Below are 26,070 nucleotides of genomic sequence, written 5' to 3'. Positions count from 1 at the left end.
AGGATTATTCCGCCGCCTGTTCCGCCGTCTCGGTGCGCCGGCGATCCTGCTCAATCAGTTCGGTGGCCCGCGCGATGATTTCAACCGCCGAGATGGGCTTGGCGATGATCTCGTCGATGCCGGTCTCCACCGCCGATTCCAGGACGGCATGATGCAGGGTGGGGCTGATGGCCAGGATCGGCACGTCGGCGCGGCCGATTTCGCCCCGGCGCAGCCGGTGAACGAACAGCACGCCCTCGGTCGGGTCGTCGGACCAGTCCATGATCACCAGATGGGGCGTGCGCGAGGCGACCAGCGACTCGGCCTGCTGCGGGGTGCGCGCCTCGACCACCTCGTGGGCGGGAACCGCACCCATCAGCGTGCCGATCAGGCGCCGCATATGGGCGTTCGGCTCGATGATCAAGACGCAGACGCGCCGTCCCATGCCCTCTTCCCCCGAGACGCCGGGTGCGTGGGCCAATATCCCCGCACCGCGCAATTCCTTCCCTGGCCCGGCTCGTTGACCGGAAGTGGACGCTTTGACAGCTTATCCGGTGAATACCGTAACACCGTACGGGCGCTGAGGAAAACCGAGTCTCTAGTATTAGGTGGAATCGCAGTAGGGTTATAGGGCGGGTATGGGCTTGCCTAACGGCCCGGGCGGAGTAACTTTAGAGTATGATGAAGAAACTCTTCTCGCTGGGCGCCGCCGCCCTTGCCGCCCTGGTGGGCGGTTGCGGCGACGGCCCGTCCACGGTGCCGGGCGGCTATCGCAACCCCGCCACCTGGAGCACCTTCTTCGCCGCCACCTCCTCCGGGCCGCTGCTGCTGGAGGTGCATGGCGATCCCTTCGGCACCTCGGCCGCCGAGCTGCGGGCGAAGGTGGCCACGGCCATGTCGGCGGCTATTCCCGCCCGGCCCTTCGCCATGACCTCCGACCCCCAGGCTGCCAGCCTGCCCAAGGTGAAGGTGGTGGTGGCCCTGGGGGCGCCGGCCAATCTGGACGCCGCCGAATTGTGCGCGGGCCGGGCGGTGACGGCCGCGGCCAGGGCCGATGGCGGGCGCATCGACGTCATGGCCGCCTTCTGCCATGGCGGCTCGCTGCTGTCGTGGGTGCGCGGCTGGGTGGGCAAGGTCGACGGGCCGGACGATGCCCGTTTCGCCCGGCTCATGGGGCAGGTGATGCGCGAGCTGGCCGGCGATCCCCAGTGATGGGCGACACCCAGATTCCAGAACGTGACATTTAATGAAGAATGCGTTAACGTAATGGTCTAACCGTTCAGCCAGAAAGGCAGGACCATGGACGCATCATCCGTCGGCGCCGGGAATTCGGCGCTCTATCTTCAGCGGGCCGCCGCGGGATTGCAGGCGCCGCTGACGGTTATCAAGCAGGAAGAGATGGCCGCCCAAGCCATTGCGCAGGTACTGACCCAAGGCGGTCAGTCGGCGCAGCAGGCCGCTGCGGTCGCTGATTCCGCCGTCAAGAGCGGCTCCATCGGCACCATTGTGGATATTTCAGTCTAGGCTTGGTGGCGGCTTCGTCCATCGGCCCGTTATGCGTCTGGTTTGGCGCGTGATGGGGCAGGTGGCGCTTTGGAATGACGATCGGGGCGGGGACGCGATGGCGACCCTGGTGCCTCATTTTGTGTTTTGGCCCTGTACCGCAATCGTGTGGGCCTGGGGCATTCCTCAGACAACCGGTTGGCGATCCCGGACAGTCTCTCAGGCCAGGGCGGCCAGGGGGACGATCTCGATTCCGGCCGCCGTCAGGCCTTGGCGCAGCCGCAGGGCCAGGGCCACGGCGCCGGCATCGTCGCCGTGGACGCAGACCGACTGGGCGCCGCACGCGATGATCCGGCCGTTCACCGAGCGCAGGATGCCCTGGGTCACCATGCGCAGCACGTTGGCGGCGGCCTCCTCGGGATCATGCACCATGGCCCTGGGGTGGGAGCGCGGCAGCAGATTGCCGTCATCGTCGTAATTGCGGTCGGCGAACACCTCTTCCGCCACCCTCAGCCCCACTTGCCGCCCGGCGGCGACCATGGCCGATCCCGCCGGGGCCAGCAGGATCAGGCCCGCGTCGACGGCCAGGATGCCCCTTGCCACCGCCATGGCCGCCTCGCCGTCCACCGCCGCCAGATTGCTGAGCGCCCCGTGCGGCTTGGCGTGTCCCACCGTCGCCCCGCAGGCGGCGGCGACACCCTTCAGCGCCCCGATCTGATAGGCGAGCAGGGCCTCGATCTCGGCGGCGGACAAGGTCATGGCGCGGCGGCCGAAGCCTTGCAGGTCGGCATAGCCGGGATGGGCGCCGATGCCCACGCCGGCCGCCTTGGCGGCCCGGATGGTGCGGGTCATCACCATGGGGTCGCCGGCATGGAAGCCGCAGGCGATGTTGGCCGACGAGACGATGGCCAGCATGGCCGCGTCGTCGCCCATGGACCAGGGGCCGAAGGCCTCGCCCAAATCGGAGTTCAAATCCACGCGGAGCGCCATGGCCGCCTACCTTCCCAATCCGCTGACCGCGTCCACTATGCCCGAGACCAGGTCGGAACCATAGAGTGCCTCCATGTCGATGCCGGTGGGCGAGAGCGACGTCATCGTTTCGATGGCTTGCCGCACGCCCCTTTCCAGATGGCGCCGCGCCGCTTCCGCCTCGGCGACGCTCACGGCGGCGAAGGTCAGCACGGTTCCCGGCACGGCGCGGCCCAGCCGTGGCAGGTCGGCGGAGATCACCGTGGCGATCTTGGCATAGCCGCCCACCGTCTGGCGGTCGGCCAGCACGATGATGGGCTGGCCGTTGCCCGGCACCTGGATGCAGCCGCCGACCAGCCCGTCCGAGGCGATGTCGGCGGAGCCCCGATGGGCCAGCCTGGGCCCGTCGAGGCGCAGGCCCATGCGGTCCGCCTCGCGGGTGACGCGGTATTCCGATCCAAGCAGGGTGGCGACGGCGTCCTCGGTGAAGGCATCGGCCTGGGGGCCCAGAACCACCCGGATCGGCCCGGCCCCGTACTCCATGGGGCGGCCCAGCGCCGTCTCATCGCGGCCGGCGCAATCGCCTAGCCGCAGCGGCACTCTGCTTCCGGCCGCGAGCGGCCTGCCCCCCAGCGGCCCCAGCCCGGCGCGGGCATAGGTGGACAGGCTGCCCATCACCGGGGCCAGGGCGAAGCCGCCTTCGACCGCTAGGTAGGCGGTGGACGATCCGCTCACCGCGCCGATCGTCAGCACGTCGCCGCGCTTCAGGCGGTGTGAGCGGTTGGAGGCCACCGGCCGGGGCGTCCCGTTCTCGGCGATGACCAGCTTGACCTCGCCCGCCACGCCGATCCGCACCGAATCCGCCGCGACGCGGATGACGGGTCCCATATAACTGATCTCCAGCGCGCCCTCTCCGCCGGCATTGCCGGCCAGGGCGTTGGCGAGGCGCAGACCGACGGGGTCCAGCGCGCCGGCGGGGGGCACGCCCTGGTCCTGAAAGCCCAAGCGGCCCAGATCCTGAATCGTGGTGTAAAGGCCGGGATGAACGATCTCGAGCCCCGCAACCTCAGCCATGGGACGATCCCCCGTTGCGCAGGGACTCGAAGGTCGGGCGGTCGATGGCCTTGAACCGCACCCGGTCGCCGGCCGCCAGCAGGCTGGGCGGATCGCGCTCCAGGTCGAACACCTTGAGCGGCGTCCGTCCGATCAGGTGCCAGCCGCCGGGGCTTTCCCAGGGATAGACCGCGCACAAGGCATCGGCCACCGCCACCGAGCCCGGCGGCACCTTGAGCCGGGGCGAGGCCCGCCGCTTCAGGCGCAGCGCCTCGGGCAGCCCGCCCATATAGGCGAAGCCCGGCATGAAGCCCAGCATGTAGACGAAGAACTCGGCCCCGGTGTGCAGACCGACGGCCTCGTCCCTGGACAGGCCGCGCGATGCCGCGATCTCCCCCAGATCCTCGCCCAGATCGGCATCGTAGCAGACGGGAATCTCCCACAGGCGGCCGGCGGCCTCGGGCGCCGTCCCGCTGGTGCCGGCGATGGCGCGGATCTCGGCCTCGAGTTCGGCGCGGCAGGTCGCCAGCGGATCGTACTGCACCAGCAGCGAGCGGAAGGTGGGAACCGTCTCCACCAGCCCCGCCAGCCTCCCCGCCCGGCAAGCCTCGGCCACGGCATGGCGCAGCCCGGTGACCCGGGCGCTGGCGGCCGGATCGACCGAATCGCCGAATTCGACGCTGAAGGCGGTGTCGCCCACATCGGTGATGCGCAATGTCTCCATCCCCGCATTGTCCGCCCACCGGCGGCCGGCGCAACGGAAATGTGCGGGGGCGGGAGTGCCGCAGCGGCGGGAGGGTGCGTGGAGGTGCAATGGTCTTGGGAGGTGTTGGTCGCTGATCTGTATGCGGTGTGATGCCTCGCTGGGGCTTGGTCGTGCGGGATAGGGGTAATCTTACGCCTTCGGCCCCTCGAGAACCCGGAACCAATCCCGGATTGCCAACTTCAGCCGGTCAACCTCATCTTCGGCCAAGACACCGCAATGGGCGATTGTCCCGCGAAGCATGTTAAGCCCGGAGAGAACCCGCCCAACGGCAGACTGGTTGCTCATAATACCAGCAAAGTCAGTCCAGTTTTCTCGAATGACATCCCATAGCTGTCCAAAGGTTATGTAGTCGATTTCGTCATCAGATCGCGGACTTACTGCCGCCTGTTCTTCTCTGCTTCTGTTCTTCTTCGCCTCATCCCTCACTCCCTGAGGCGCCTTCGTCTCCCACCAATTCGGGCCGTGAGCGCTCTCGAGGGTTTCGATTATAAGTTGCCTGATGTCATTCTCAAGCATGTAAAAGATCTGATAGTAGCGGGCCATCTTGGCGGCGTTCTTGCGGTTCGCCAAGTCAAACTGCCTAATGTATGGCTCAAGCTTGTCGCGGATCAGATCATCATCGGCGGCTGTGTCCGCCTCTCCGTACTCAGTCAAAGACGATCGCAGGCTACTCTCGATGACTGCGCACTTTAGAGTCCGTCCGTGAAGTTTCCTATGATTTCCGGTGTCTTGCTATCCTTCGCAGCATGAGGCGGATCATGGCGAGGCGAAGAAACGCCAGCGCCATCCTGGCGAGATTCTCGAAGTCCTTGGCGAGACGGCGACAACGCCCCAGCCACCCGAAGGTGCGCTCAACGATCCACCGCTTTGGCAGAACTTCGAACCCCTTGGCGGTGTCGGAGCGTTTGACGATTTCCAGGTGCCACGCCCCGAGTGCGCGGACGGCTGCCGCGGTGGCGGCCCCCTGGTAGCCGCCATCAGCGAACACCCGAACGATGAAGGGGAAGAGGCGCCGGACCTCCTTGAGGACCGGCAATCCGCCATCACGATCCTGGACATCGGCCGGTTGGACATGAGCCGCGAGGATCAAGCCAAGCGTATCGACGACGATGTGCCGCTTCTTGCCTTTGACCTTCTTCCCAGCGTCGTAGCCCGATGGATCAATCCGCGCCCCCCTTTTTCCGCGCCCTTGACGCTCTGGCTGTCTATGATCGCCGCCGTCGGGCTGGCTTCTTTGCCGGAGAGTTCCCGCACCTCGATGAACAGGGCGTGATGGAGGCGTGCCAGCGTGCCATCCCATTCCCACAGCCCAAGATATTCATGCACCGTGCTTTTGGGCGGCAGGTCCGTGGGCAATGCTCGCCACTGGCAACCGGTCATCAACACGTAGAAGATCCCATTCACCACTTCACGAAGATCCACCGTTCGCTGGCGCCCGCCGCGCTTTGCCGGTGGGATCAGCGGCGCCACCAGCGACCATTCCTCATCCGTCAGATCACTTGGATAGCGAAGTCCGCTCCGCTCATAGAGCCGTCGGTTGTCCTTGGTCCACATGGCGCCCCCAGCATTTCTCTGGAGACCCATGGAATCATAACCGATTCACCTGATTCAAGAACCTTCCGGACGGCCTCTTAGAACAAAGAGCTCAATTTTATGATGCTCGTTCATTGAAGCAGATTGCTCCTTAGGCTTTTGAAGATTGCGTTATAGACATCAACGTTTGTGGTCTCTGGGAGAACCACATTGATGTTATACGCAAGACCCAACTTCGGGGTAGTTCGCTGAACGCCTTCCTCATGTCGCGGTGAATTGAGCTCTGGTGAGTTGGTCTCTGCTTGAGGCACTGGACCGACATCTTCTCTCGCTGACTTTGCGTACGTCTGAAACGCTTCAAATGTGGTGTATATGCCTCTGACAATTCTGTCGCCTTTTGGTAGCCCCGTTACAGCTACGATGAGGTCAATGATCGCCTTCTCATCGGCTCGATGAGCGAACTGGTTTCGTTTGAAAATCTCGACAAACCCGGTCTTTAGAGCCAACTCGGCAGCCTTTGCCCTCCCTCCTTCTGTTTGGAACTGTGAGTAGAGTTCGGTAGGCGATCCACTTTGATTCAACAAACCAGTTGCTTTGAGTATGGGGATAATGGGTCGCGCAGAGCCGCCCGTTGCGCCTAAAACAGTGCCAAGAAAGTCTTGGGTGAAGATGCTGGGTTTTTCACTGATGGGGAGCTTCTCAAGCACTCGCGTCAGAACGCCGGGAGATAGCGTGTACGGCAATCCGCCTTGAATCTTACGGCGCGATTGCGTCCCACCTTGCGCATCATTTTCCTCAATTGCTGTGCTTGAGTTGCTTTCTCCGGCCACAAGCCACCCCCACTAATAGAAAAACAATTGATGGTTTAGCTTGCTACGAAAGCCCCCGCATTGCAATAGCAGCCCCGCCGGGGGGAATGTCACTCTGCCGCTTGATCGGATGCCCGCTGAGATTTTTGCCCCGAAACATCCGGGAGCAGATGCCCCAGGTCCAATCCCTCGTACCGTAGCCGCCCCATGGCCTCGGCCCGCTTCTTGAGGAAGATGCCCCGGCCATAGCGGCCCGACATTCCCTCTTCGCCGTGGCCTTGCAGGGCGTTCATGAAAAACGATTTTACAATAAAATAGGTGGCCACAGCGGGATTGCCGCAGCCCATTGGGCTGCGTCGTTCGGGCGCGCGCTTTATGAAAGCGCGCCCTCACCGAACCGGCGGATCGTTCACCGATCCCCGCACCACCTTAAATGCCAAAGGCCCCCGTGAAGGGGGCCTTTGGCATTTAAATGGCGGAGGGAAGGCGGCGGGAATCGAACCTTCTCTGCCGTTATCCCACCCCCTTTATTTGCTCAGTAGCTTCCGGTAATCCGCCGCGCTTCCGACTTGGCCGACCGAGTCGACATTTCCATAGTTGCCGATCCGCTCAATGACCTCATTGTGGCTGGCAGCTTCAGCCTCCCAAAGGTAGAGGTCCCCGGTCACATAATCCTTAGCCGCCCTGAAGATGGCGCCGCCTCTTGTCAGGCGCGCCACTTCCTTCTCGCTCGGGTTCTTCAACACGTTGACCATTGCGGCACAATCCTACCACAACCGCGGGGCCACGGCGACGCAGCCTTGGCCCAATCCATGATGCCGAGCCGCCTTCATTCCCCTCAGTTCCAGTGACCAAATCTGTCACGCCCGGGGAGCATTCTTGGGAACTGTCAATTGGATGGCCCCATTGATGACATGGGAATGGAGCAGGCAAGAATGGAATGCGGTCTGGATCCTCGCTGGTATGGAGCATCAATTGGCCGTGAGCACTGGCATTTTCACCGGAGATTGTACAAACGCTACAAATGTGTGATGGGGCCTGGCGATTTCTCTCAGATGGTTCGTGACTTAAAGTCTGGGCGTGCAATTTTATTGAGCAATAAATCGTCTGGAAAAAAGACCATATGGCTGGTCAGACTCATGAATAGCGGCATGATCGTGTTTGTTGGCTGCAAGGGGATGGCCATAGCGACCGCATACCCTCCAGAAGCATACGCGTCGTTGCTACTCAATTATTCAGCATATAGCCACATCGCGGCCGCGTATAGTGAGCGGGCGGTCGGTGCGCAATAGCTGATGCAGATGGCTGCCATTCCCCTGGCTTATGAGGGTGGCTTGACGCGCCCCGCGGCAGCCAATACCACCCAAGTCACGAGTTCAGAATGGCTCATCAGTGCCACTAGATGCTGACCATTCGGAATAGTCTCCCCCGCCAGCCATTTCTTGACGGCACGTTCACTGGCGCCAGTCCAGCGAGCGACGATTTTGACCTGGGAGCGCCTCCCTCTCAGTTCGTCCCGAATTGCGTTGGCGATGGCATTGGAAAGATCAAGGATTCCGCCACTGTCAACACCTGAAGAGGGCACTTTTGTGCCCTTTTCCGGCAAAGACATGGATGCACTCCATCCGTATGGTTAATGACGCTGACCACCAAGGCGCAGCGCCAAATCGACGGATGACGCGGAGGGGATTGGATTGGCCCAAGGACACAATCCATATTCCGGGGAAGTATCGGTAAGCCGTGGGATGATCCGTGCGGCGGAATACGTCCGCATGTCTACGGAGCATCAGCAGTATTCGACCGAGAACCAGTCCGATGCGATCCGTCAATACGCGGCCCGGCGGGGCTATACGATCGTCCGGACTTACGCTGATGAGGGTAAGAGTGGCCTACGACTGGACGGGCGGGACGCCCTGAAACAGTTGCTGGGCGATGTCCAAACCGGGAAGGCCGATTATTCGGTGATCCTCGTCTATGACGTCAGTCGCTGGGGCCGGTTCCAGGATGCGGACGAGGCCGCCCATAACGAGTTTGTCTGTCGGCGAGCCGGGATCGACGTCCAGTACTGCGCCGAGCCGTTCGAAAACGATGGCAGCTTTGGCTCCGACATCCAGAAGATGCTCAAACGCAAGATGGCCGGCGAGTACAGCCGTGAGCTATCGACCAAGGTGTTTGCCGGCCAATGCCGCCTGATCGAACACGGTTTTCGCCAGGGTGGACCACCTGGATTCGGTTTGCGGCGGAGCCTCATTGATCAAGCAGGAACACCCAAAGGCGAATTGGAGCGGGGGGAGCACAAAAGCATCCAGACAGACCGCGTCGTCTTGGTGCTGGGGCCGCCGGAAGAGGTCGAAACGGTCAAGTGGATGTACCGTGCCTTCATTGAGGATGGCAAACCCGAACGGGAAATCGCAGCCATCCTCAACCGGCGAGGCATATCGACCGACTTGGGTCGTCCCTGGACCAGGGGCACGGTGCATCAGGTGCTGATCAACGAAAAATACGTTGGCAACAACGTTTGGAACCGCATCTCCTTCAAGCTGAAGAAGAAGCGGATCAAGAACGGCCCGGACAGGCTCGTCCGTGCGGATGGTGTGTTTGACGCCATCGTTGATCTGGCGACTTTCCTGGCGGCCCAAGCGATCATTCGTCAACGCTCGATCCGCCTCACCGATGAAGAAATGCTAGCTGGCCTGCGGGGCTTGTTCGAGGAACGAGGTGTCCTCTCGGGATTGGTGATCGATGAGAAAGAGAATTTTCCCTCCAGTTCGGCCTTCCGGACCCGGTTCGGCAGCCTACTTCGCGCCTATGAACTGGTGGGCTACTCGCCTGGCCGGGACTACCGCTACATTGAGATCAATCGCTCCCTGCGCCGGATGCATCCCAACATCCTGGCCGAGATCACCTCGGAGATCGAAAGGCTGAGCGGTAGCGTGATCTGTGATCCTGCCACTGACTTGCTGACGGTGAACGGGGAGTTCACCGCCTCGATAGTGATCGTTCGGTGCATGACGTTGCCTACGGGTGGTCTGCGCTGGAAAATGCGCTTCGACACCGGGCTTCGACCCGACATCACCATCGCCATCCGCATGGATGCCGATAATCAGCACCCGTTGGACTACTACCTTCTCCCTCGTGTTGACGTTGCCCCCGGGGCCGTCCGCCTGAAAGAGGACAACAGTTTCTACTGGGACGCCTACCGCTTCGAGACCATCGACCACTTTATCTGGTTGGCGTCCCGGGCCAGCATCAGGAGTGCGGCATGAGCGACGAGATCCATATGGTTCCCGTGGAATCGATTGCGGTCCTGAACCCACGGGTGCGCAACAAGCGGATTTTCCAGGAACTGGTCACCAGCATCGCCCGTCTGGGCCTGAAAAAGCCGATCACCATCAGCCTGCGTGGGGATGGATCAGGCTACGATTTGGTGTGCGGCCAGGGGCGCTTGGAAGCGTTTATTGCCCTGGGGCAGAAGAGAATCCCCGCCTTGGTCATTCAGGCCTCCAGGGAAGATTGCTTCGTCATGTCTCTGGTAGAGAACCTCGCTCGCCGGCATCGCACCCCAATGGAACTACTTCGGGAAATTGGCTCTCTGAAAGAGCGGGGTTACGGCGTCACGGAAATCGCCACCAAGACCGGCTTCAGCCATGATTACATCTCTTCCATCTGCTTCCTGTTGGATCATGGCGAGAAGCGGCTGTTGGCTGCTGTCGAAAGAGGGGTGATGCCACACGGCATCGCCATGGAAATTGCTCGGGCCAAAGACGCGGATGTCCAGCAGGCCCTTGCCGACGCCTATGAAAGCGGAACCCTCCCTGGCAATCAGCTGGTGGCGATCCGCCGCATCATTGAGCAGCGCAATCAGAGTGGCAAACGGATGCAGATGGTTGGCGGCCACCGCTCGCTGAAGCAGGTCACCGCCGATGCGTTGGTTCGGGCCTATCGCAAGGAAACTGAGCGGCAGAAGGTGCTCATCAAGAAGGCCACCCTGACCCAGAGCCGGCTGATATTCCTCGTCAATGCGCTGCGTCGGCTCCTGGCTGACACCAATTTCGTGACGTTGCTGCGGGCTGAATCGATGCACACCATGCCCCGCCCCCTTCTGGAGCGATTGGGTGGGACCGGAGTTTGAGATGCCTGATCCGGTCAATTCTGCGTTTGAAACCCGGCTGGTTACCTTGCCACTGACCGCCATTCTCCCGTTGCACCAGGTATCGACTGCACAGCGGCAGTCCACGAAGTTCAAGATCATTGCCACGTCCATTGCGGAGGTTGGGGTTATCGAGCCCCTGGTCGTCGCCCGCCCCAAGCAAGGTCAGGATCGGTATCTACTCTTGGACGGGCACTTGCGTTTGGCGGTGCTAATGGATCGGGGTGAGCAGGAGGTTCGCTGCCTGATTTCGAGCGATGACGAATCCTACACCTACAACAAGCGGATCAACCGGCTGGCCACGATTCAAGAGCACTACATGATTTCCCGCGCCATCGATGACGGTGTCCCGGAGGAGAAGATCGCCAAGACCTTTGATATCGATGTGAAGCAGGTAAAGCGACGGCGGGCATTACTCGATGGGATTTGCTCAGAGGTTGTGGAGATGCTCAAGGATAAGTCCATCAATCCGAAAACCATCGAAACCCTGAAGAAGATGAAACCAGGCAGGCAGATCGAAGCCGCCGAGTTGATGATCGCGGCCGGCAATTTCACGTCCAGCTATGCCAGAGCCTTGCTTGCCGCCACCCGTCAGCACGATCTGGTGCGGCCGGATCGTCCGAAGCAGGTGGGCGGCATCACGCCAGAACAGATGGCGCGGATGGAACGGGAAATGGAAACCCTTCAGCAGGATTTCAAAGCGGTGGAAGCGTCCTACGGCGATGACGTCCTGCAATTGGTCATCGCCACGGGCTACCTATCCAAGCTGATCACCAACCCGGAGATCGAGACATATCTGATGAAAAACCATCCGGAACTGCTGGAGGAATTCCGAGTGATCGTGTCGGTTTCATCCTTGGATCAATCGGTGCCGACCATATAGCGCCGGACAATGGGGACCCGGACCCAAGGAGCGCGGGGACCGCAGGAGACGCCGTCGTGAGGGGCGGATCAAGCGCGGCGGCGGGGATGGCGGCGAACCCGTTCTGAGCCCGCCAATGGCGTGCCATCGGGCAGGCCAGCGCGGCCGATCAGGAATGGGCCTGATCGGCCGACTGCCCTTTGATCTGCAGCGGAGCATAATTGTGATGCGCATGCAAACATGCCTGCCACTGACTGTCTCCGGCTTGGGCTGCTTTTAATCGTACGCAAGCTGGAATTGTTGACCAGTACGCGGCCAGTGCAGCCCTTGATGCGAACCAGGCTTCGTCCTTTAGGCCGACTGGTTCAAACCAAACTCCCAGAAGGCCCAATGGCTGCCACTCGGGAATGACCGCAGTGCCTTCCGCTGTTCGGCAGCCGAAGGCCCCCCCCCACGGGCCCCATATTCGAATCTCGCCGTCATGGCGGGCTTCGATTAGATGGCCATCCACATACCGCCAATCAGCGGGAAAGCATTGTGTCGTTGGGCGGGTGCTCATAACCATGAGCATGACCATAACGGCTCAGGGAGTCAAAATCGGTCACCTTCCGTTCTCATGGGGTTGCCTGTTAGCGATGGCCGGGTCAGAATGCATGACCAATTTGGTCATGGGGCGGGAAATGCGTTACGAGAAGGCAGATAACCTTTTGCAGTTGGCCCTGGAACTCCAAGCGGCCCGGAGTGGCCTTTCGCTCGCCGATATTGAGGAAAAGTTCAGAGTTGGTCGGCGGACAGCCATGCGCATGCGCGATGCCGCGATGAGAAACTTTCCTCAAATGGAAGAAGTGGATACGGGCGAGCGGACGAAGCGGTGGCGGCTTCCCTCAGGAACCGTGGATCGCCTGGTTGCTTTCACCGCCGAGGAGTTGGCTGCCATTGAGGGTGCAATCAACTTGTTCGAACGGGATAACCGTGAGGACGAGGCCGCTGAATTGGCGACCCTTGGAGCCAAATTGCGGGCCTTGCTCAAACCGGATGTGGCTCGAAAGGTTGAGCCTGACCTTGAAGCTTTGCTTGAGGCAGAAGGGTTGGCGATGCGCCCCGGCCCACGTCCACGCATTGAAATCAGCGTGGTGGGAGATTTACGGCAAGCCATCAAAGCGTGTGTGAAGGTCAAACTTCAGTACCGAAACCGCAAGACCAAGAAGGTCAACGAGCGGTTGGTCCATCCCTACGGGTTCCTCCACGGGCACCGGAACTACCTCGTCGCGTTCCATGAAAATCTAAAAGCTAACAACGTGGTCTTGTTCGCTCTCCCGCATATCGAAGGCCTGGAAGTGACAGATGAGCCGTTCACTCGCGAGCCTGATTTTTCCCTCGACCAATATGCAGCCCGATCGTTTGGCCTCTTCCAGGGCGAGCCATTCAAGACAGTTTGGAAATTTTCTCCTGAAGCCGCCGATGATGCTGAGGAGTTCATTTTCCACCCGTCCCAACAGATTGAACGCCAACCGGACGGCTCCCTGCTGGTGACCCTTCATGCAGCTTCAGACTTGGAAATGGCATGGCACCTCTATGCTTGGGGCGACAAGGTGGAGGTGCTGGAACCCAAAGGCTTAGCGGAGATCGTTCACGGTCAAAGAATGTCATGGGGAGCGACGCCATAGGTGACCAAAAATGTCACCGTTATCTTGCATCCTATCCTGCTGATGAACATCTCGACCACACAGCGTCCGACCGATGATGACGTGCACAGAGCAGCCAAAGAGCTAATCGTGCGGTATGGCATTCAGGTCGCCATTGAAGACGCTACCCTCCGTGCTGATGCGCTTGCTCGAGATGGTCGATGGCCAGAGCATTCTGCAGCGATGCGGGTTTTGACGGCGGTTGAGCGGCTCGCGGAGGATGCCCAATGACCATCTGGACCCGGATCGGATTATTCGCATTTATCGCCATGACGCCCGTGCTGATGGACGACTTACACGATTTTCTGGCAGCGGGAGGTAAGCCAGTCGTTTCAGCTTCCCTCCAAATCGCCAGCATCCAAGGGCGGTGATTGTGGGACAAGTCGGCGGTCGAGCTTGGCAGCGAATGTTATCGGGGCGTCGCCTGGATATCTTGGACCCAAGCCCTCTGGACATTGAGATCGAGGACATCGCGCTGGGACTGTCCAGGCTGGCCCGCTGGAATGGTCAGACTCATGGGGAGCACGGGTATTCAGTGGCCCAGCATTCCATCTTGGTAACGGAACTCGTCGCCACGGATCAGCCAACTGCACCAATCCATTGCCTGCTTGCCGCCTTACTTCATGACGGCCCTGAGTTCGTAACCTCTGACCTCGTAACCCCATTTAAGAGGGCTATAGGGCAAGCGTATGTCGAGCTTGAAACACGGATGGCGGCAGCCATCCATTCAGCGTTCGGCCTGCCGGCCACGCTCCCCCATGAATGGAGTGATGCTGTTAATCGCGCCGATCGTCTTGCCGCTTTCCTAGAGGCGATCCACGTGGCCGGTTTCGATGAGCTTGAGGCGCGCCGGTTATTCGGATGGTGAAAAGCCATTCCTGATATTGAACTGGTGGCTTGGTCGTCAGCCATAGCACGGGACAAGTTTTTGTCAGTCTTCCATGACCTGAGGGCGGGTGGACATCAGTGTCGCAAGCGGTGGTGCTCAACCCGCCGGTCAGCTTCGGGGAGGTAATGATGGACCCGTTCAAAGAATACGTTCCAAAGGCAAAGCAGGTCACCGTCAGGCTGACCCCGGGTGACGCTGAAACCGTCGCTCTTCAGGCTGTGGCATGGATTGTGGCAGACGACGAGATGCGGGACCGGTTCATTGCTGTCACCGGCTGCAGTGGTGATGACCTCCGTCAGCGCATCGACCAGTCGGCATTCCTGGGTTCGGTGCTGGACTTCGTGCTGTCTGATGAACGGTCGCTGTTGGATTTTGCGGAGCATGCGGGATTGCCGCCGGAACTGCCGATGATGGCGCGTGTGAAACTGCCATGACCATCAAAACCCATCCAATCTCCCTGGCGGTTATTGCCATAACGGTCGCCACAATATGCCCCGTCTTCGGAGGCGATGCTGCGAAGGGAACTGATAGCGACCATGCCAAGGCAGTGGCCCAAATCGGGTGTGCGTCTTTGGCCGCCAGAGTAGACAACGCCGAAGGACGCTTCGGGCCTTTGTTTTTGCGGAGTTTCGATGGCCCAACCGGAAGCGGACCGCCGGACAATGTGGCACTGTCTACCGCAGCGATGACCTACGATAATGCATTAACTGCCATTGCGTTGATCGCCTGTGGTCGCTTGCCGCAAGCCAAGCGAGTTGGGGAAGCTCTCGCTCTTGCCGCATCATCTGATCGCGCTGGAAATAATGGCCGTATTCGCAATGCCTATCGAGCGGGACCGCAAGAGAAACCGCCTCTCCCGAATGGTTGGTGGGATGCCAAATCTGGTCGCTGGCTTGAGGATGCGTATCAAGTCGGCACATCGACTGGCAATGTCGCATGGGCTGCGCTGGCCCTGTTGACCTTGGCCGATGCCACGGGGGATCGCCAATTTCTTACGGCGGCATCCCGGTTAGCCGTCTGGGCAACAACTGAAACTTCAGATCTGCGTGGCGTTGGCGGATTCACCGGGGGCATTTTTGACGGCGAGGGCAATCCACGATTGCTTACGTGGAAATCCACGGAACACAACGCCGACCTTGAAGCCGTATTCCAGTGGCTTGCCCGAACTGGAGCACCTGGACAATGGCGGCATGAAGCTGGCAAGGCGCGAAAATTCACACTGTCACAATGGGATGAGAAAGAAGGGAAATTTATTACGGGCACATTGCCTGATGGAATTTCCCTTAATCGAAAAACCTCTGGTCTTGATGCTCAGTTGTGGCCCCAACTCCTGCCTGACGCGCCTGTTGAGTGGCGTCGTTCGCTCATCTATGCGGAAGCAGCCCACGGCGTCCCTGGTGGGTTCTCATTTAACAATGATCGAGGTGGATTTTGGTCGGAGGGAACTGCCCAGGCAGCCCTGATCTATCGCCTGCTTGGACAGGCCGACAAAGCTGAGCAAATTTTTTCCAAACTTGAGGGCCTATTTGCGACCGGTGGCTATATCTGGGCAACCCCGCAGGAGCGGCATACCACCGGGCTAGCCATCGGCCCCGATAGCATTTCGGCGGATTTCTACTACTATCGCCTGCCACATCTGGGAGCAACGGCCTGGGCTGTCATCGCGGCAACCGGCTGGAATCCATACGTTGGAAAAAAATTGAAATCAAACCCGTAGCGAAAACCGATCCCCGGCGGTGATCCGCTTCACCATCAAGTCCACGTCACGCTGGTAAATTTCCCGAACCAGGAAATCCCTTTCCTCATGTAGTTGGCCCTCGCCCACGTCGGTGTACCAGGCCCTTGGGCGGCCATCTGCACCGTCAGACCAGCGATACCCACGTGCCTTCAACGCATCTTTGAAATCATAGGGGGCATTCTCAGCCCATATCCTGAAGGTTGGCTTCCTGGCTTCTTCCAGCAATTTGGACATGGCCGGGACGCCGGACACCGGCAATGGGCGGGCCAGGATTTCCAGGGCGGCAAGGCAGTCATCGGTGGCGCGGTGTCCGTCATGGAACACCCCAAACCCCGCTAGAGCAATTCGCGATCACACTGGTTCATATCCGGCAGCCTTGAAGAAATTTCGGCACTCTTGAGGTTCGTAGAGATCGCAGATTCGGCCGATGGCGTCCCATAGGTCCTGAATGGTCCTGGCAGCCGTTTTTCTGAGGTGTGCCTTGAGCTTCGAGAAGGCCATTTCGATGGGATTGAGGTCGGGGGAATACGGCGGCAAGAACAGCATGAAGGCACCACGATCTTGGATGATCCGTTCTGCCCGAGGACTTTTGTGAGCTGAGAGATTGTCGAGGATCACGACGTCGCCCGGCTCCAGGGTTGGGGCCAGTTGGGTCTCGATATAGGCCTCGAACATCTTCCGGTTCATCGGGCAATTGATGACAAAGGGCGCCACCAAGCCATCATGACGCAGCCCGGCGATGAATGTTTCCGTCTTCCAATGTCCGAAGGGCACAGCGGCTTTCAACCGCGCCCCTTTGGGTGAGCGGCCCCGCAGACGGGTCATTTTGGTATTGGTTCCGGTCTCGTCGAGGAACACCAGGCGATGGGCCTGACGCCGCATCAGCGGTTGGCGGCCTTTAATCCACTCCTCGCGCAGCAACCGGACGTCCGGCCTCATCTGCTCGGACGCGACCAAAGTTTTTTTTATAGGTCAGCCCCTGTGCCCGGAGAAACCGGGCAAGGTTGGAAAGATGGATTTGAACGCCCCGCTCGGCCAGTTCTTTGGTTAAATCGGCCAGCGAGATATCCGGAACCTGCTTAACACGCAGCAGCACATAGGCCCGATGGTCGCCCAATTTACTGCGCCGATCACCGCCTTGCCGCTTTGGCGCCACCGTCCCACTCGACAGATATTGCGCCACATAGCGTACCGCCGAGCTCACCGAGATATTGAAGACACTGGCCGCCTGTCGGCGCGAATGGCCAGCCAGAACATATCGCGCAACACGGTCGCGCAGATCTACGGATAAAGGTCGAGTCATCGTGGGCCACCTCCACAGGAAGTGAATCACGATTAGCCGCGCCTGTGAATCTGGAGGGTTCTCTGAGGTCCGGCCGGTACGACGGCAGCCTCAAAGGAGCCGGACCTCTGAGAAGCCGGATTGAACGAAACCGCGGGACGCAGACGAGGTCTATGGGGATTTGGCCGTGGCGGTGGGTGCGCCGGGCGGCTGGGGCGGTGAGATGACGGCCGAGGGGGCGTTCACGGGCGCGGCGGCCAGGACCAAAATTGCGGCGGCGGTTGCCGTGAGGTGCCGATCGGCGGCAATCGCGCTGACCATGATGGGCGCCAGGACACGATGTGGGCGACCGAGCGCGATGCCGACGGCCAGCGTCGGTGCGAGCACGGTTCCCAAGAGCAGGCACGGTACGGCGGTCATGACGTGTCGATCCGGTAGGCGGCATGGCCGGCCGGTGATCGAGGGATGGCGCCGAGCGGCGCCATAGTGCCGCCGCAGCATGGGCAGCGGCGGAGGTCGTGGCCGGTGAGGCGGTGATGGCGGTCGCGGTAGTCGTCGGGCGTCCCCGCCGTGACCGTTGCCGGCGCCGGCACGGCCAGCAGGCGACGGCAGTTTTCCAGCTTGGCCGCCCGCTGGCCGTTGGCGAGGAATCCGTAATGACGGATGCGGTGGAAGCCGTCGGGCAAGACGTGGAGCAGGAAGCGGCGGATGAATTCGCCGGGCTGCAGCGTCATCACCTTCTGCTTGTCGTGATGACGATAGTCTTTCCAGCGGAAACGGACCGAGCCGTCCGCGATCTCGACCAGGCGGCTGTTGGCGATGGCAACGCGGTGGGTGTAGCGGCCGAGATAGGCCAGCACCTGCTCGGGGCCGCCGAATGGGCGTTTGGCGTAGACCACCCAGTCGGTTTTGCGCAGCGGCGCCAGATGGCGGGCAAAGGCGGCCGGCTCGGCGAGGGCTGCGAGGTCGGAGAAGAAGGCGAGCTTGCCCGCCAGGAACGCCGCCGTCATTTGGGCCAGAAACAAGCGGCGGAACAACCGGGACAGCACACGCACCGGCAGGAAGAAGCCCGGACGGCAGGCGACCCAGCGGCTTCCGTCCGGCGACAGGCCGCCGGCCGGCACCACGCAATGGAGATGGGGATGGTGCTGGAGCGCCTGTCCCCAGGTGTGCAGCACGGCGACGAAACCGGGTTCGGCGCCGAGATGCCTGGGATCGGCGGCGATGGTGCGCAGTGTCTCGGCTGTCGCCTTGAACAGGATGTCGTAGACCACCGCCTTGTTGTGGAAGGCAATGGCGGCGATCTCGGCCGGCACGGTGAAGACGACGTGGAAGTATGGCACCGGCAGCAACTCGGCTTGGCGGTCGGCCAGCCACTGGGCGCGTGCCAGCCCCTGGCATTTGGGACAATGCCGGTTGCGGCAGGAATTGTAGGCGATGCGCACCAGCCCGCACGCACCACAGGACTCGCTATGGCCGCCCAATTGCGCCGTTCGGCAAGCCTCGATGGCGGCCATCACCCGGCGGCGGCCGCGGTCGAGATGTCCATCCTGGGCAGCCCGCCATGCACTGCCGAAGCGGCGGAACACGTCCGCCACCTCCAGTCCCCCGGCCATGGCTGCCATCTCAGGACGGCGGCACCACCATCAGGTCGAGGCCGTCGAGTGGGCTGGTCGTCTTGGCGATCATTGCGTTGGAGACCTGGGTGTAGCGGGCCGTGGTCGACAGATTGTTGTGGCCGAGCAGCACCTGAATGATGCGGATGTCGGTGCCCGCTTCCAGCAGATGGGTGGCAAAGCTGTGGCGCAGGGTATGAACGGTGACGCACTTGTCGATCCCGGCGGCGGCACAGGCCGAGCGGCACGCGCAATTCAGCACATTCGGCTCGATCGGCTTGTCCTCGCGGCCGGGAAACAGCCAATGCCCGGGCCGCGCCAGCCGCCAATAGGTGCGCAGGATGCCGAGCAACTGCGCCGACAACATGACGTAGCGGTCCTTGCGCCCCTTGCCCTGCTCGACCCGGATCACCATCCGGCCGCTGTCGATGTCGGCCAGCTTGAGCGCCACCACCTCTGATACTCGCAGCCCGGCGGCATAGGCCGTGGTCAGCGCCGTGCGGTTCTTCAGGCTGGGCACCGCCTCCAGGAAGCGCACCACCTCGTCGGCGCTCAATACTACTGGCAACCGCCGCGGCTGGCGGGCATAGGTGATCCGCTCCGGGGTCTCGGGGCACCGCAGCGTCACCCCGTAGAAGAACCGCAGCGCCGCCACAAACTGGTTGAGGCTGGCCCACGAAATCCCCTGCGACACCAAGTGGACCTGCCACGTGCGCACGTCTTCAAGGTCGAGCCGATCCGGCGATCGATTGAAGAAGCGGCTGAACTTCGAAACCGCATGAAGGTAGGATCGTTGCGTCGCCGGCGAAAGATTGCGGACCGTCATGTCCTCGATCATGCGGCGACGCAAAGGGCTCAATTCGGCCATCGGGGGCCTCCTGTCTGTAGGGGGGGGCGTGGAAAACCAACCTTCTCAGACAGGAGCCTTCGCCGTCCCCTCAGGCTCCAATACCGCGCCAGCGGTTTCGTTCAATCCCCTGCGATTCCGTTAGATCGCGAACCGCTCTAGTAGGTAGCCCAGTTTGGTTCCCTCAAACCCTTCAGCTGCCCAATCAACTTGGGACATGGAACAGGCCCAGGGCTTGGTCGAAAAGCTGGGACAAAACCGTTCGGCAAACTTCCGATCAAAGGCAGCATTGTGAGCGATGATAAGGGCGGCTGGCGCCATGAACGCCGCCACCTCGTCAGGGTCTATGTTTTTCCCGGCCACCATCTCGTCGGTGATGCCGGTCAGTTTGGTGATCTCTGCAGGGATTGGGTCCGCCGGTTGCCGTAAACTCTGGAAGGCGGCCTGAACCTCGAAAACCCTGCCGTCCAGGCTGTAAGTGAACGGCACCATCGCCATCTCGATGATCTCGTCCTTTACCGGGTCCAGTCCGGTGGTTTCAAGGTCGAGGAAAATGCCCTGGCGTGCCTTCGAACCATCCGGTTGGGTAATATGCTGGCGTGGAACTAACCGGCGCAGGACACGATAATCGCCGGTAGCTTCCAGGGCGGCGGCCATGACCTCGTGTTCGTCAGGCTTTGGCATATTGGGACATTCCTATTGCGCTCACAATCGTAAGCTCAGATCCGCTGGAATTCCCAGATGATACTACCCCCACGCATCCACATTTTGACCTCGGTGGCATGGCCATGCATCGGGGAACGAATTCCAGGCCGGTGAAGCCGGGAGAGATCAATTGTCACATTGCCTCAGGACAATTGACTGAAATAATTCGTTCGCCTTGCTTTGAAAGGATGGATCAATGGACGGTGGTCCGTCTGGTCGCACCGCCAAATCCATCTCGGTCTCGATGAAATCGTCGATACGCGGGATATGCGGTCCCTCCCCCATTTCCAGAGAACTGACTTTCAGCGCCAACAGCGAATCAATGGCCTGCTGGAGATCTGCCTCCATTTTGATCCCCGCCAACAGGGAGGGAAAATCCATTGGGACGCGATCCGGTCTGGTGCGCAACCACCTCAAGGCAGCCGCAGGCCTGATGCAGTACATGTACTTCTTGAGCTTCACCATCTCCCGCTTGGCGATGTAGCGAGTGTAGTTGCTCCAGGCTAAGGCTCGATAGTGGTAGCGGGCGGAGTGGCGGTGAGGGCTCAATTCGGCCAGCGCTCGGATAGCCGCCGTCTCCGGGCGCTCCCGATAAACAATGGGTGATGAGAGCCACTCGATCAGCGCCGGGTTGGCTCTGACCAGCAGGCTCAATGCTTTGCGAAGGTCCCATCCGCCAACATCGAGATTATCGACAATCGGGCGCTCGATAACGTCCCGGCCAACGGACAACCGCACGTACCAGGTTAGTGGCCTGACGTACACGAAGCGAATGTCGTAATCGCTGTCGGGCGAGGGAAACCCCCAGGCACGGCTCCCGGACTCGACTGCAAACAAAATTCGCACGTCATGATCGGCCTCGACCTGGTCGAGCAGTCCGTTGACCTGGTGCCGGATGTTATCGGGGATCATCGCGCCTCCCTTTCATTCAACCAGCCTCCCTCATTGATGTGACCGAATCGGTCACTCAGCGGGACGATGATCGTTGCGATGATCTTGGGAGGTTTGAAGATGCTGACCTTCTGTGGGTGGCTGTTCGTAATCTTCGGGGTCGGTCTGATCGTCAAAGACTCGCATCGGCGGGACGATTGAACGGAGCGACAGGTGGATTTATTCGCTACCAGCCTGCACGGGCGCACGGCGCAAGGTCACCCCGCCGTCGTCTCTGATCTCAATGTCGATGCCTCGCCGCCTGAGGGCGTCGATCAATGCCAACCTGTTCCGCTCATGAATGGGAAGCCCTTGTTCGGCCCGCACCACCGTGCGGCGGGTGATCCCGGATATGGATGCAAGTCCACCCTGGCTGAGGCCAGCAAGGGTACGAGCTGCGGCAAGGACGTCGGCGGGAATGGATGGCATACCGGCATTCTAAAAAAGTTTCACATTATGTGCAATTTCTTATTGCGTGGCGACAGGTGCTCAGATATACGGATGAGCCATGGTCGCCTCGAATCATGGGGCGGAACCAAGCCACGGTCAGGAAGGACGCATGTTTTCACTCACCCCCAAATCCAACCCCGCACGTCAGGACGCCATGACTATTGGCGCCACAACTGCGTGCATCGTTGGTTTGGAATGTGTCGGGCATCAACCGCAGCAACTGCGGAAGTCTGTTGCTGGCATGGGGAAGATGTGGGGAAGCGATAACGGTTTCTATTCTGGCTCTGGAGGTGTCGATCGACGCTGATTTCTACAGCATCGGTCTTGATCGACCCTCCGAGCCTACGGCCGGAGGGTTTTTTGTTGCCTTCGAGGCAAAAATGCATGCGAGGCGCAGGCCTCCTAGGAAGTCCGCTCCGAAAGGGCGGCGAAAGCGACTGGTAGGGACGCGGAAAAATCTCCGCAGCAATGGTGGTAGCCCACCCTCTGGTTTCCAGCGTGTTTCGGTAGAGCGCCACTTTGATGGCCGTGGCGCCCAATGACGGCCAGGTTTGTTGATTTGATGCGGAGTGGACTGGAGTGGTTCCAGCACCCGGTTCATACCCGGAACAACGCCGGTTCGAGTCCGGCCTCCGCTACCAACCATTTCCAATCCCGCCGGCCCCCGGCGGGTGGGCGGCATGGCGTCCTTAGGATAAGCACCGCTTGGCGGTGCGAAAGGTGGAGTTCCGCGCGGGCTCTGCCGCCCACTGGGGTCCATCCATGCACATTTCCTTGAGGTGTAGCTCAGCGGTAGAGCCTCCGGCTCTGCGGAAGCTCTGAGGGGGTTCGTCATGTCCGATTCGGTGAATGCAAATTACGTCAAGAGTACGAACGGGATCTCATGGCAGCCGCACAACATCTTGCGTGTCGAGACGGTAATGACGACGCCGGACTGGTTGCCCAAGCTCGTTGACAGTGGCTGGGTAAATGCCCCTATCCGGGGTGAGGTGTCCGTGACGTTCTACCTATATCCCGGGGTCTCGGATTTTTATAAAGACAACGTCCTGGACCTGATTAACATTGTCTGGGAAGGAGGATTTCGCCCTGCCTGCGATACTCCATTCTGCTGCTGCGAATACGCGACGCCTGGTTTTCCTGGCTATGAGCCGTATTTGTCAGAAATTTCAGCAAGCTGTCTGACGGACATGTATGCACACCCCTCGGGGCCGATTGATATCGAGGTGTTCGAGGAATGCTGGCAGCAGACCTATGTAGAAGACATTCGCACGGTCGCTCAGCACTTCGACGTGTCGTTCGACGAAGTGTTCTTGGAAAACGGATACGAACGGCGACGTCAGTGCGAGACAAATGGGTGCACCATTCTGTTCAAAGGTGAGCGCTATAGGGTCAGATTCGCCTGGGAGGATCGAGGAGGCGAAGTGGATCTTATTCCGGATGGCGTGAAGTGGCCCCAGAGTTCGGCGTAGAACACGTTATGCCGTAAACCGCATTTCACGGATTTCCTTCGGGCTCCGGCGCGATGCATTTGGTTCGATAGGTATCCACGAACTGCAGCCAATCTCACATCAGGACGGGCGCTTGGACCGGTAGCTCAGCGGTAGAGCGGCGGCCTTTTAAGCCGTCTGTCGTGGGTTCGATCCCCACTCGGTTCACCACTACCCTTGCCAGGAGGCCGCCATGGTTCCCTCGCTTTCGGAAAGACAGCTGGCGGCGTTCCCGGCTCTGGTGCTGAACGCCGATTACCAACCCCTCCAATACCTACCTCTATCCATCCTGCCTTGGCAGGATGCAGTCCGAAGTGCTATCGGCGGCCAAGTCGACATCGTCGCAGAACATGATGTCAGGGTGCGCTCGCCATCCATGAGCGTTTCGTTGCCGGCAGTCATCCGGGTACGGCGCTTCGTGGCCCGACCCAAGGTGGCGCCGTTGACCCGTCACAACGTGCTGGTCCTTCGTGACAAATGCGCCTGTGCCTATTGCGGCAGGACCTTTGCGGTCAACAGATTGACCTACGACCACGTCATCCCGCGATCACGGGGCGGGCAGCATCGTTGGGAAAATCTGGTGGCGGCGTGCGCTGGTTGTAACGGCCGTAAAGCTGACCGGACGCCTGAGTTGGCGCGGATGCCGCTGCTGTGGCGCCCGTGGCGGCCGACGGTGGAGGAGTTGGCTCGAGCTGAATACTTCCGCGACCAGCGCCAGATCCATGCCGTCTGGCAGGATTTCCTGCCCTTTGCGGCGTGACGTGCGGAAGCCAAAGAAGCCGAGGCAGCGGCCTGCAAAGCCGCCCCTAGCCGGTGCGAGCCCGGCCCGCACGTCCAATCCATCAGCCGAGGTAGCAATGGCGGTCCACGCAGCGCGCTGAAAACGCGACCATGCTCGTTCGACTCGAGCCCTCGGCACCACTGTTTTCTCCCAGCTCCGGGGTCGTCTAACAGGTAGGACAGCGGGTTTTGGTCTCGCCAATCCTGGTTCAAATCCAGGCCCCGGAACCATCCATCAGACTGACAGGCCAAGCAGGAGGCCCCCATGGCCGGGTACGATTTCATCCCCGTTGAGAATGGTGTGCCGATCAAGGCCTGGACCAATGGCGTCCCGGTCGAGGAGGCTGCTCGCCAGCAGCTCTTGAACGTCGCATCTCTCCCCTTCGTCTTTCATCACCTGGCCGTGATGCCCGACGTTCACTGGGGCATGGGGGCCACGGTGGGGAGCGTTATCGCCACCCATAAGGCGATTATTCCTGCTGCCGTTGGCGTGGATATCGGCTGCGGCATGATGGCGGTGCGGACCACGGTGAAGGCCGAACACCTCCCCGATGATCTACATCCCATCCGAGCCGCCATCGAGAAGGCCGTGCCTCACGGTCGCACCGACAATGGAGGCAAGGCTGATCGCGGCTCATGGCATGATGTGCCGGAGCAGGCTGCGTCGGCGTGGAGCGCATTGGATGAAGAGTTCAAGCGCATCCTTGAGGATCAGCCCAAGCTTACCAACGGCAGGACTGCCGAGCACCTGGGAACCCTTGGTACGGGCAACCATTTCGTCGAGCTTTGTCTCGATGAAGTGGGCGCGCTGTGGGTGATGCTGCATTCGGGCTCGCGCGGCATCGGCAATAAGATCGGCACCCACTTCGTCGAGTTGGCGAAGCGGGACATGGAACGGTATTTCATCACCCTTCCTGACGCCGATCTGGCCTATTTCCCGGAAGGCACTCCCCATTACGAGCAGTACATGCGGGCGGTGTCCTGGGCACAGAAGTTCGCCCGCACCAATCGCCAACTCATGATGGATGCCGTGTTGCTGGTGCTGGGACGTTTCTTCCCGGACCTCGCCATCGACGAGGTGGCGGTCAATTGCCACCACAACTACGTCAACACCGAGCGGCACTTTGGCGAAAAGGTCTTGGTCACCCGCAAGGGAGCCGTCCGTGCCCAGGTGGGCGATCTCGGCATCATTCCCGGAAGCATGGGAGCCAAGTCCTTCATCGTGCGGGGCAAGGGCAACGCTGAAAGCTTCTGCTCTTGCAGCCACGGGGCCGGGCGCGCCATGAGCCGCAACAAGGCCAAGAAGACCTTCACCCTTGAAGACCACGCCAAGGCGACGGAAGGAGTGGAGTGCCGCAAGGACGCGGACGTGCTGGATGAAACTCCCGCTGCGTACAAGGACATCGATGCCGTCATGGCGGCCCAGGTCGACCTGGTGGAGATCGTCCATACCTTGAAACAGGTGGTGTGCGTTAAAGGGTGACCAAATTTGTCACCATTCCGTGAGAGATAAAGGGAAAGGAACGGGCCGGAAGTCAGTCGGTTATCTCAGAAGCGGTCATGAAACGGCCGCGCTCGTTTTTCCTGGCCCAGGCCAGGAAAGACTCCCGCCCCGCGAGGGGCTATCCGATTGGCGACACCATGCCCGTTCCCCAACGCCACCGCCGCCGGGCCGGACGGTTTCGATTAACGCTCATTGAAACCCGGAACCTGCGAACCGGGATCGAGACCACATTACGCCCGGTGGGTTCCTCATGGCACTTAAGGCCGCTGAGCAATCGAGAAGGAGTGCAGACGGGCCGAAGCTAGTTGGTTATCGCAAGTGCCAACTCGAGGCATCAATTCGGGGAGCAATCTCCGCGCCCGGTCTCCGGGGACGCCTCACTGTCCGCAAGGGCATCGCCTCGCAAGGGGTTTCCCAACTAGCGACACCATGCCCGTCTGTTTGAAATTGCGGCCACCGGGCCGAAAGATTTCGGTTATCGCTCCCTGGACCGGAGACGCGCCGGTCGCCGCGGACTTGTCCGTGGTCAACAC

The 26,070-nt window shown here is 60.7% G+C and carries 30 protein-coding genes, 4 tRNA genes and 1 pseudogene; 18 read left to right on the top strand and 17 right to left on the bottom strand.

Annotation, left to right across the window (positions count from 1 at the left end; translation table 11 throughout):
• Nucleotides 1–4: 4 nt before the first annotated feature.
• A complete protein-coding gene (locus XM1_RS00525) occupies nt 5–424 on the bottom strand; it encodes a two-component system response regulator (RefSeq protein ID WP_068428103.1) in 420 nt (139 codons plus the stop codon).
• 233 nt (nt 425–657) lie between these two features.
• Here XM1_RS00525 and XM1_RS00520 point away from each other — a divergent pair, with 233 nt between their 5' ends.
• Both XM1_RS00520 and XM1_RS00515 read left to right on the top strand, forming a co-directional pair.
• The gene (locus tag XM1_RS00520; protein ID WP_068428100.1) at nt 658–1,191 is read left to right on the top strand and encodes a hypothetical protein; all 534 of its coding nucleotides are present in this window, start codon (nt 658–660) and stop codon (nt 1,189–1,191) included.
• A gap of 87 nt (nt 1,192–1,278) precedes the next feature.
• Nucleotides 1,279–1,503, top strand: coding sequence for a hypothetical protein (locus XM1_RS00515; protein WP_068428098.1), 225 nt, complete (start codon nt 1,279–1,281; stop codon nt 1,501–1,503).
• 198 nt (nt 1,504–1,701) lie between these two features.
• Here XM1_RS00515 and XM1_RS00510 read toward each other — a convergent pair whose 3' ends face one another.
• From XM1_RS00510 to XM1_RS23775, 9 genes are all read right to left on the bottom strand, one after another.
• A complete protein-coding gene (locus XM1_RS00510; RefSeq protein WP_068428095.1) occupies nt 1,702–2,472 on the bottom strand; it encodes a LamB/YcsF family protein in 771 nt (256 codons plus the stop codon).
• Nucleotides 2,473–2,478: 6 nt separating this feature from the next.
• Nucleotides 2,479–3,525: a biotin-dependent carboxyltransferase family protein gene (locus tag XM1_RS00505; protein WP_068428092.1), complete on the bottom strand. Its 1,047-nt coding sequence runs from the start codon at nt 3,523–3,525 to the stop codon at nt 2,479–2,481.
• Nucleotides 3,518–4,228, bottom strand: coding sequence for a 5-oxoprolinase subunit PxpB (pxpB, locus tag XM1_RS00500; RefSeq protein WP_068428088.1), 711 nt, complete (start codon nt 4,226–4,228; stop codon nt 3,518–3,520). Before pxpB ends, XM1_RS00505 begins: the two co-directional genes overlap by 8 nt.
• 171 nt (nt 4,229–4,399) lie before the next feature.
• A complete protein-coding gene (locus XM1_RS00495) occupies nt 4,400–4,924 on the bottom strand; it encodes a Swt1 family HEPN domain-containing protein (protein WP_197603099.1) in 525 nt (174 codons plus the stop codon).
• 58 nt (nt 4,925–4,982) lie between these two features.
• Nucleotides 4,983–5,824, bottom strand: a protein-coding gene (locus XM1_RS22950; RefSeq protein ID WP_148207253.1) for an IS5 family transposase whose coding sequence is annotated in 2 segments (ribosomal slippage) — nt 4,983–5,452 and nt 5,452–5,824 — 843 coding nt in all. Because the reading frame shifts where the segments join, the coding sequence is not laid out codon by codon here.
• A gap of 110 nt (nt 5,825–5,934) precedes the next feature.
• Nucleotides 5,935–6,633, bottom strand: a complete 699-nt coding sequence (locus tag XM1_RS23780) for a DUF5343 domain-containing protein (RefSeq protein ID WP_156428599.1) — start codon at nt 6,631–6,633, stop codon at nt 5,935–5,937.
• Nucleotides 6,634–6,722: 89 nt separating this feature from the next.
• A complete protein-coding gene (locus XM1_RS00480; protein WP_156428598.1) occupies nt 6,723–6,938 on the bottom strand; it encodes a hypothetical protein in 216 nt (71 codons plus the stop codon).
• Nucleotides 6,939–7,139: 201 nt separating this feature from the next.
• On the bottom strand, nt 7,140–7,367 hold the full coding sequence (locus tag XM1_RS00475; protein WP_068428079.1) for a hypothetical protein: 228 nt from the start codon (nt 7,365–7,367) through the stop codon (nt 7,140–7,142).
• A gap of 566 nt (nt 7,368–7,933) precedes the next feature.
• The gene (locus tag XM1_RS23775) at nt 7,934–8,224 is read right to left on the bottom strand and encodes an XRE family transcriptional regulator (RefSeq protein ID WP_156428597.1); all 291 of its coding nucleotides are present in this window, start codon (nt 8,222–8,224) and stop codon (nt 7,934–7,936) included.
• Between the two features lie 133 nt (nt 8,225–8,357).
• Between XM1_RS23775 and XM1_RS00470 the strand changes: the two genes are divergently transcribed.
• The 9 genes from XM1_RS00470 (at nt 8,358) to XM1_RS22945 (ending at nt 15,915) form a co-directional block, all read left to right on the top strand.
• On the top strand, nt 8,358–9,878 hold the full coding sequence (locus XM1_RS00470; RefSeq protein ID WP_068428076.1) for a recombinase family protein: 1,521 nt from the start codon (nt 8,358–8,360) through the stop codon (nt 9,876–9,878).
• Complete coding sequence (locus tag XM1_RS00465; protein ID WP_068428073.1) at nt 9,875–10,744, top strand: plasmid partitioning protein RepB C-terminal domain-containing protein; 870 nt, start codon at nt 9,875–9,877, stop codon at nt 10,742–10,744. Before XM1_RS00470 ends, XM1_RS00465 begins: the two co-directional genes overlap by 4 nt.
• 1 nt (nt 10,745) lies before the next feature.
• The gene (locus tag XM1_RS00460; RefSeq protein ID WP_068428070.1) at nt 10,746–11,645 is read left to right on the top strand and encodes a plasmid partitioning protein RepB C-terminal domain-containing protein; all 900 of its coding nucleotides are present in this window, start codon (nt 10,746–10,748) and stop codon (nt 11,643–11,645) included.
• Nucleotides 11,646–12,277: 632 nt separating this feature from the next.
• The gene (locus XM1_RS00455) at nt 12,278–13,291 is read left to right on the top strand and encodes a YafY family protein (protein ID WP_231920638.1); all 1,014 of its coding nucleotides are present in this window, start codon (nt 12,278–12,280) and stop codon (nt 13,289–13,291) included.
• Nucleotides 13,292–13,540: a hypothetical protein gene (locus tag XM1_RS00450; protein ID WP_068428067.1), complete on the top strand. Its 249-nt coding sequence runs from the start codon at nt 13,292–13,294 to the stop codon at nt 13,538–13,540. It begins immediately after the preceding gene.
• Nucleotides 13,537–13,680, top strand: coding sequence for a hypothetical protein (locus XM1_RS23770; protein ID WP_156428596.1), 144 nt, complete (start codon nt 13,537–13,539; stop codon nt 13,678–13,680). The genes XM1_RS00450 and XM1_RS23770 overlap by 4 nt, the downstream gene beginning before the upstream one ends.
• A 35-nt stretch (nt 13,681–13,715) precedes the next feature.
• Nucleotides 13,716–14,177: a YfbR-like 5'-deoxynucleotidase gene (locus XM1_RS00445; protein WP_231920637.1), complete on the top strand. Its 462-nt coding sequence runs from the start codon at nt 13,716–13,718 to the stop codon at nt 14,175–14,177.
• A 98-nt stretch (nt 14,178–14,275) separates the two neighbouring features.
• The gene (locus XM1_RS00440; protein ID WP_231920636.1) at nt 14,276–14,632 is read left to right on the top strand and encodes a DUF3572 domain-containing protein; all 357 of its coding nucleotides are present in this window, start codon (nt 14,276–14,278) and stop codon (nt 14,630–14,632) included.
• Nucleotides 14,629–15,915 carry a hypothetical protein gene (locus tag XM1_RS22945; protein ID WP_156428595.1) on the top strand — a complete coding sequence of 429 codons (1,287 nt, stop codon included), beginning with the start codon at nt 14,629–14,631 and terminating at the stop codon, nt 15,913–15,915. Before XM1_RS00440 ends, XM1_RS22945 begins: the two co-directional genes overlap by 4 nt.
• On the opposite strand, the gene XM1_RS00435 is transcribed toward XM1_RS22945, so the two are convergent.
• The 7 genes and pseudogenes from XM1_RS00435 to XM1_RS00405 form a co-directional block, all read right to left on the bottom strand.
• The gene (locus XM1_RS00435) at nt 15,904–16,260 is read right to left on the bottom strand and encodes a hypothetical protein (RefSeq protein ID WP_197603098.1); all 357 of its coding nucleotides are present in this window, start codon (nt 16,258–16,260) and stop codon (nt 15,904–15,906) included. The genes XM1_RS22945 and XM1_RS00435 overlap by 12 nt on opposite strands.
• 27 nt (nt 16,261–16,287) lie before the next feature.
• Nucleotides 16,288–17,239, bottom strand: a protein-coding gene (locus XM1_RS22940; RefSeq protein ID WP_156428594.1) for an IS630 family transposase whose coding sequence is annotated in 2 segments (ribosomal slippage) — nt 16,288–16,903 and nt 16,902–17,239 — 954 coding nt in all. Because the reading frame shifts where the segments join, the coding sequence is not laid out codon by codon here.
• Between the two features lie 150 nt (nt 17,240–17,389).
• Complete coding sequence (locus XM1_RS00425) at nt 17,390–17,638, bottom strand: hypothetical protein (protein ID WP_068428062.1); 249 nt, start codon at nt 17,636–17,638, stop codon at nt 17,390–17,392.
• Complete coding sequence (locus XM1_RS00420) at nt 17,635–18,843, bottom strand: IS91 family transposase (protein ID WP_369815998.1); 1,209 nt, start codon at nt 18,841–18,843, stop codon at nt 17,635–17,637. Before XM1_RS00420 ends, XM1_RS00425 begins: the two co-directional genes overlap by 4 nt.
• Before the next feature lies 1 nt (nt 18,844).
• Nucleotides 18,845–19,702, bottom strand: a complete 858-nt coding sequence (locus XM1_RS00415; protein WP_068428055.1) for a tyrosine-type recombinase/integrase — start codon at nt 19,700–19,702, stop codon at nt 18,845–18,847.
• A 138-nt stretch (nt 19,703–19,840) separates the two neighbouring features.
• Nucleotides 19,841–20,365 (bottom strand): annotated as a pseudogene (locus XM1_RS00410) (3'-5' exonuclease); the annotation flags it as partial.
• Nucleotides 20,366–20,512: 147 nt separating this feature from the next.
• Entirely contained in the window at nt 20,513–21,298 is a 786-nt protein-coding gene (locus tag XM1_RS00405; RefSeq protein ID WP_068428048.1) for a nucleotidyltransferase domain-containing protein, read from the bottom strand.
• A 1,031-nt stretch (nt 21,299–22,329) separates the two neighbouring features.
• Here XM1_RS00405 and XM1_RS00395 point away from each other — a divergent pair.
• From XM1_RS00395 to XM1_RS00365, 7 genes are all read left to right on the top strand, one after another.
• Nucleotides 22,330–22,407 (top strand) — tRNA-Met (locus tag XM1_RS00395).
• A gap of 192 nt (nt 22,408–22,599) precedes the next feature.
• Nucleotides 22,600–23,235: a hypothetical protein gene (locus XM1_RS00390; RefSeq protein WP_068428042.1), complete on the top strand. Its 636-nt coding sequence runs from the start codon at nt 22,600–22,602 to the stop codon at nt 23,233–23,235.
• A gap of 114 nt (nt 23,236–23,349) precedes the next feature.
• Nucleotides 23,350–23,424, top strand: a tRNA-Lys gene (locus XM1_RS00385).
• 22 nt (nt 23,425–23,446) lie between these two features.
• Nucleotides 23,447–24,013: an HNH endonuclease gene (locus XM1_RS00380; RefSeq protein WP_068428039.1), complete on the top strand. Its 567-nt coding sequence runs from the start codon at nt 23,447–23,449 to the stop codon at nt 24,011–24,013.
• Nucleotides 24,014–24,098: 85 nt separating this feature from the next.
• A tRNA-Phe gene (locus XM1_RS00375) sits at nt 24,099–24,174 on the top strand.
• 15 nt (nt 24,175–24,189) lie between these two features.
• Nucleotides 24,190–24,264, top strand: a tRNA-Gln gene (locus XM1_RS00370).
• A 34-nt stretch (nt 24,265–24,298) separates the two neighbouring features.
• Entirely contained in the window at nt 24,299–25,516 is a 1,218-nt protein-coding gene (locus tag XM1_RS00365; protein ID WP_068428036.1) for an RtcB family protein, read from the top strand.
• Nucleotides 25,517–26,070 lie beyond the last annotated feature (554 nt).

Origin of the sequence: Magnetospirillum sp. XM-1, from assembly GCF_001511835.1 — a bacterium.
Classification (GTDB): Bacteria; Pseudomonadota; Alphaproteobacteria; order Rhodospirillales; family Magnetospirillaceae; genus Phaeospirillum.
Note: the sequence above shows the minus strand (reverse complement) of the source record. Positions and strands in the feature narration are given on the sequence as shown.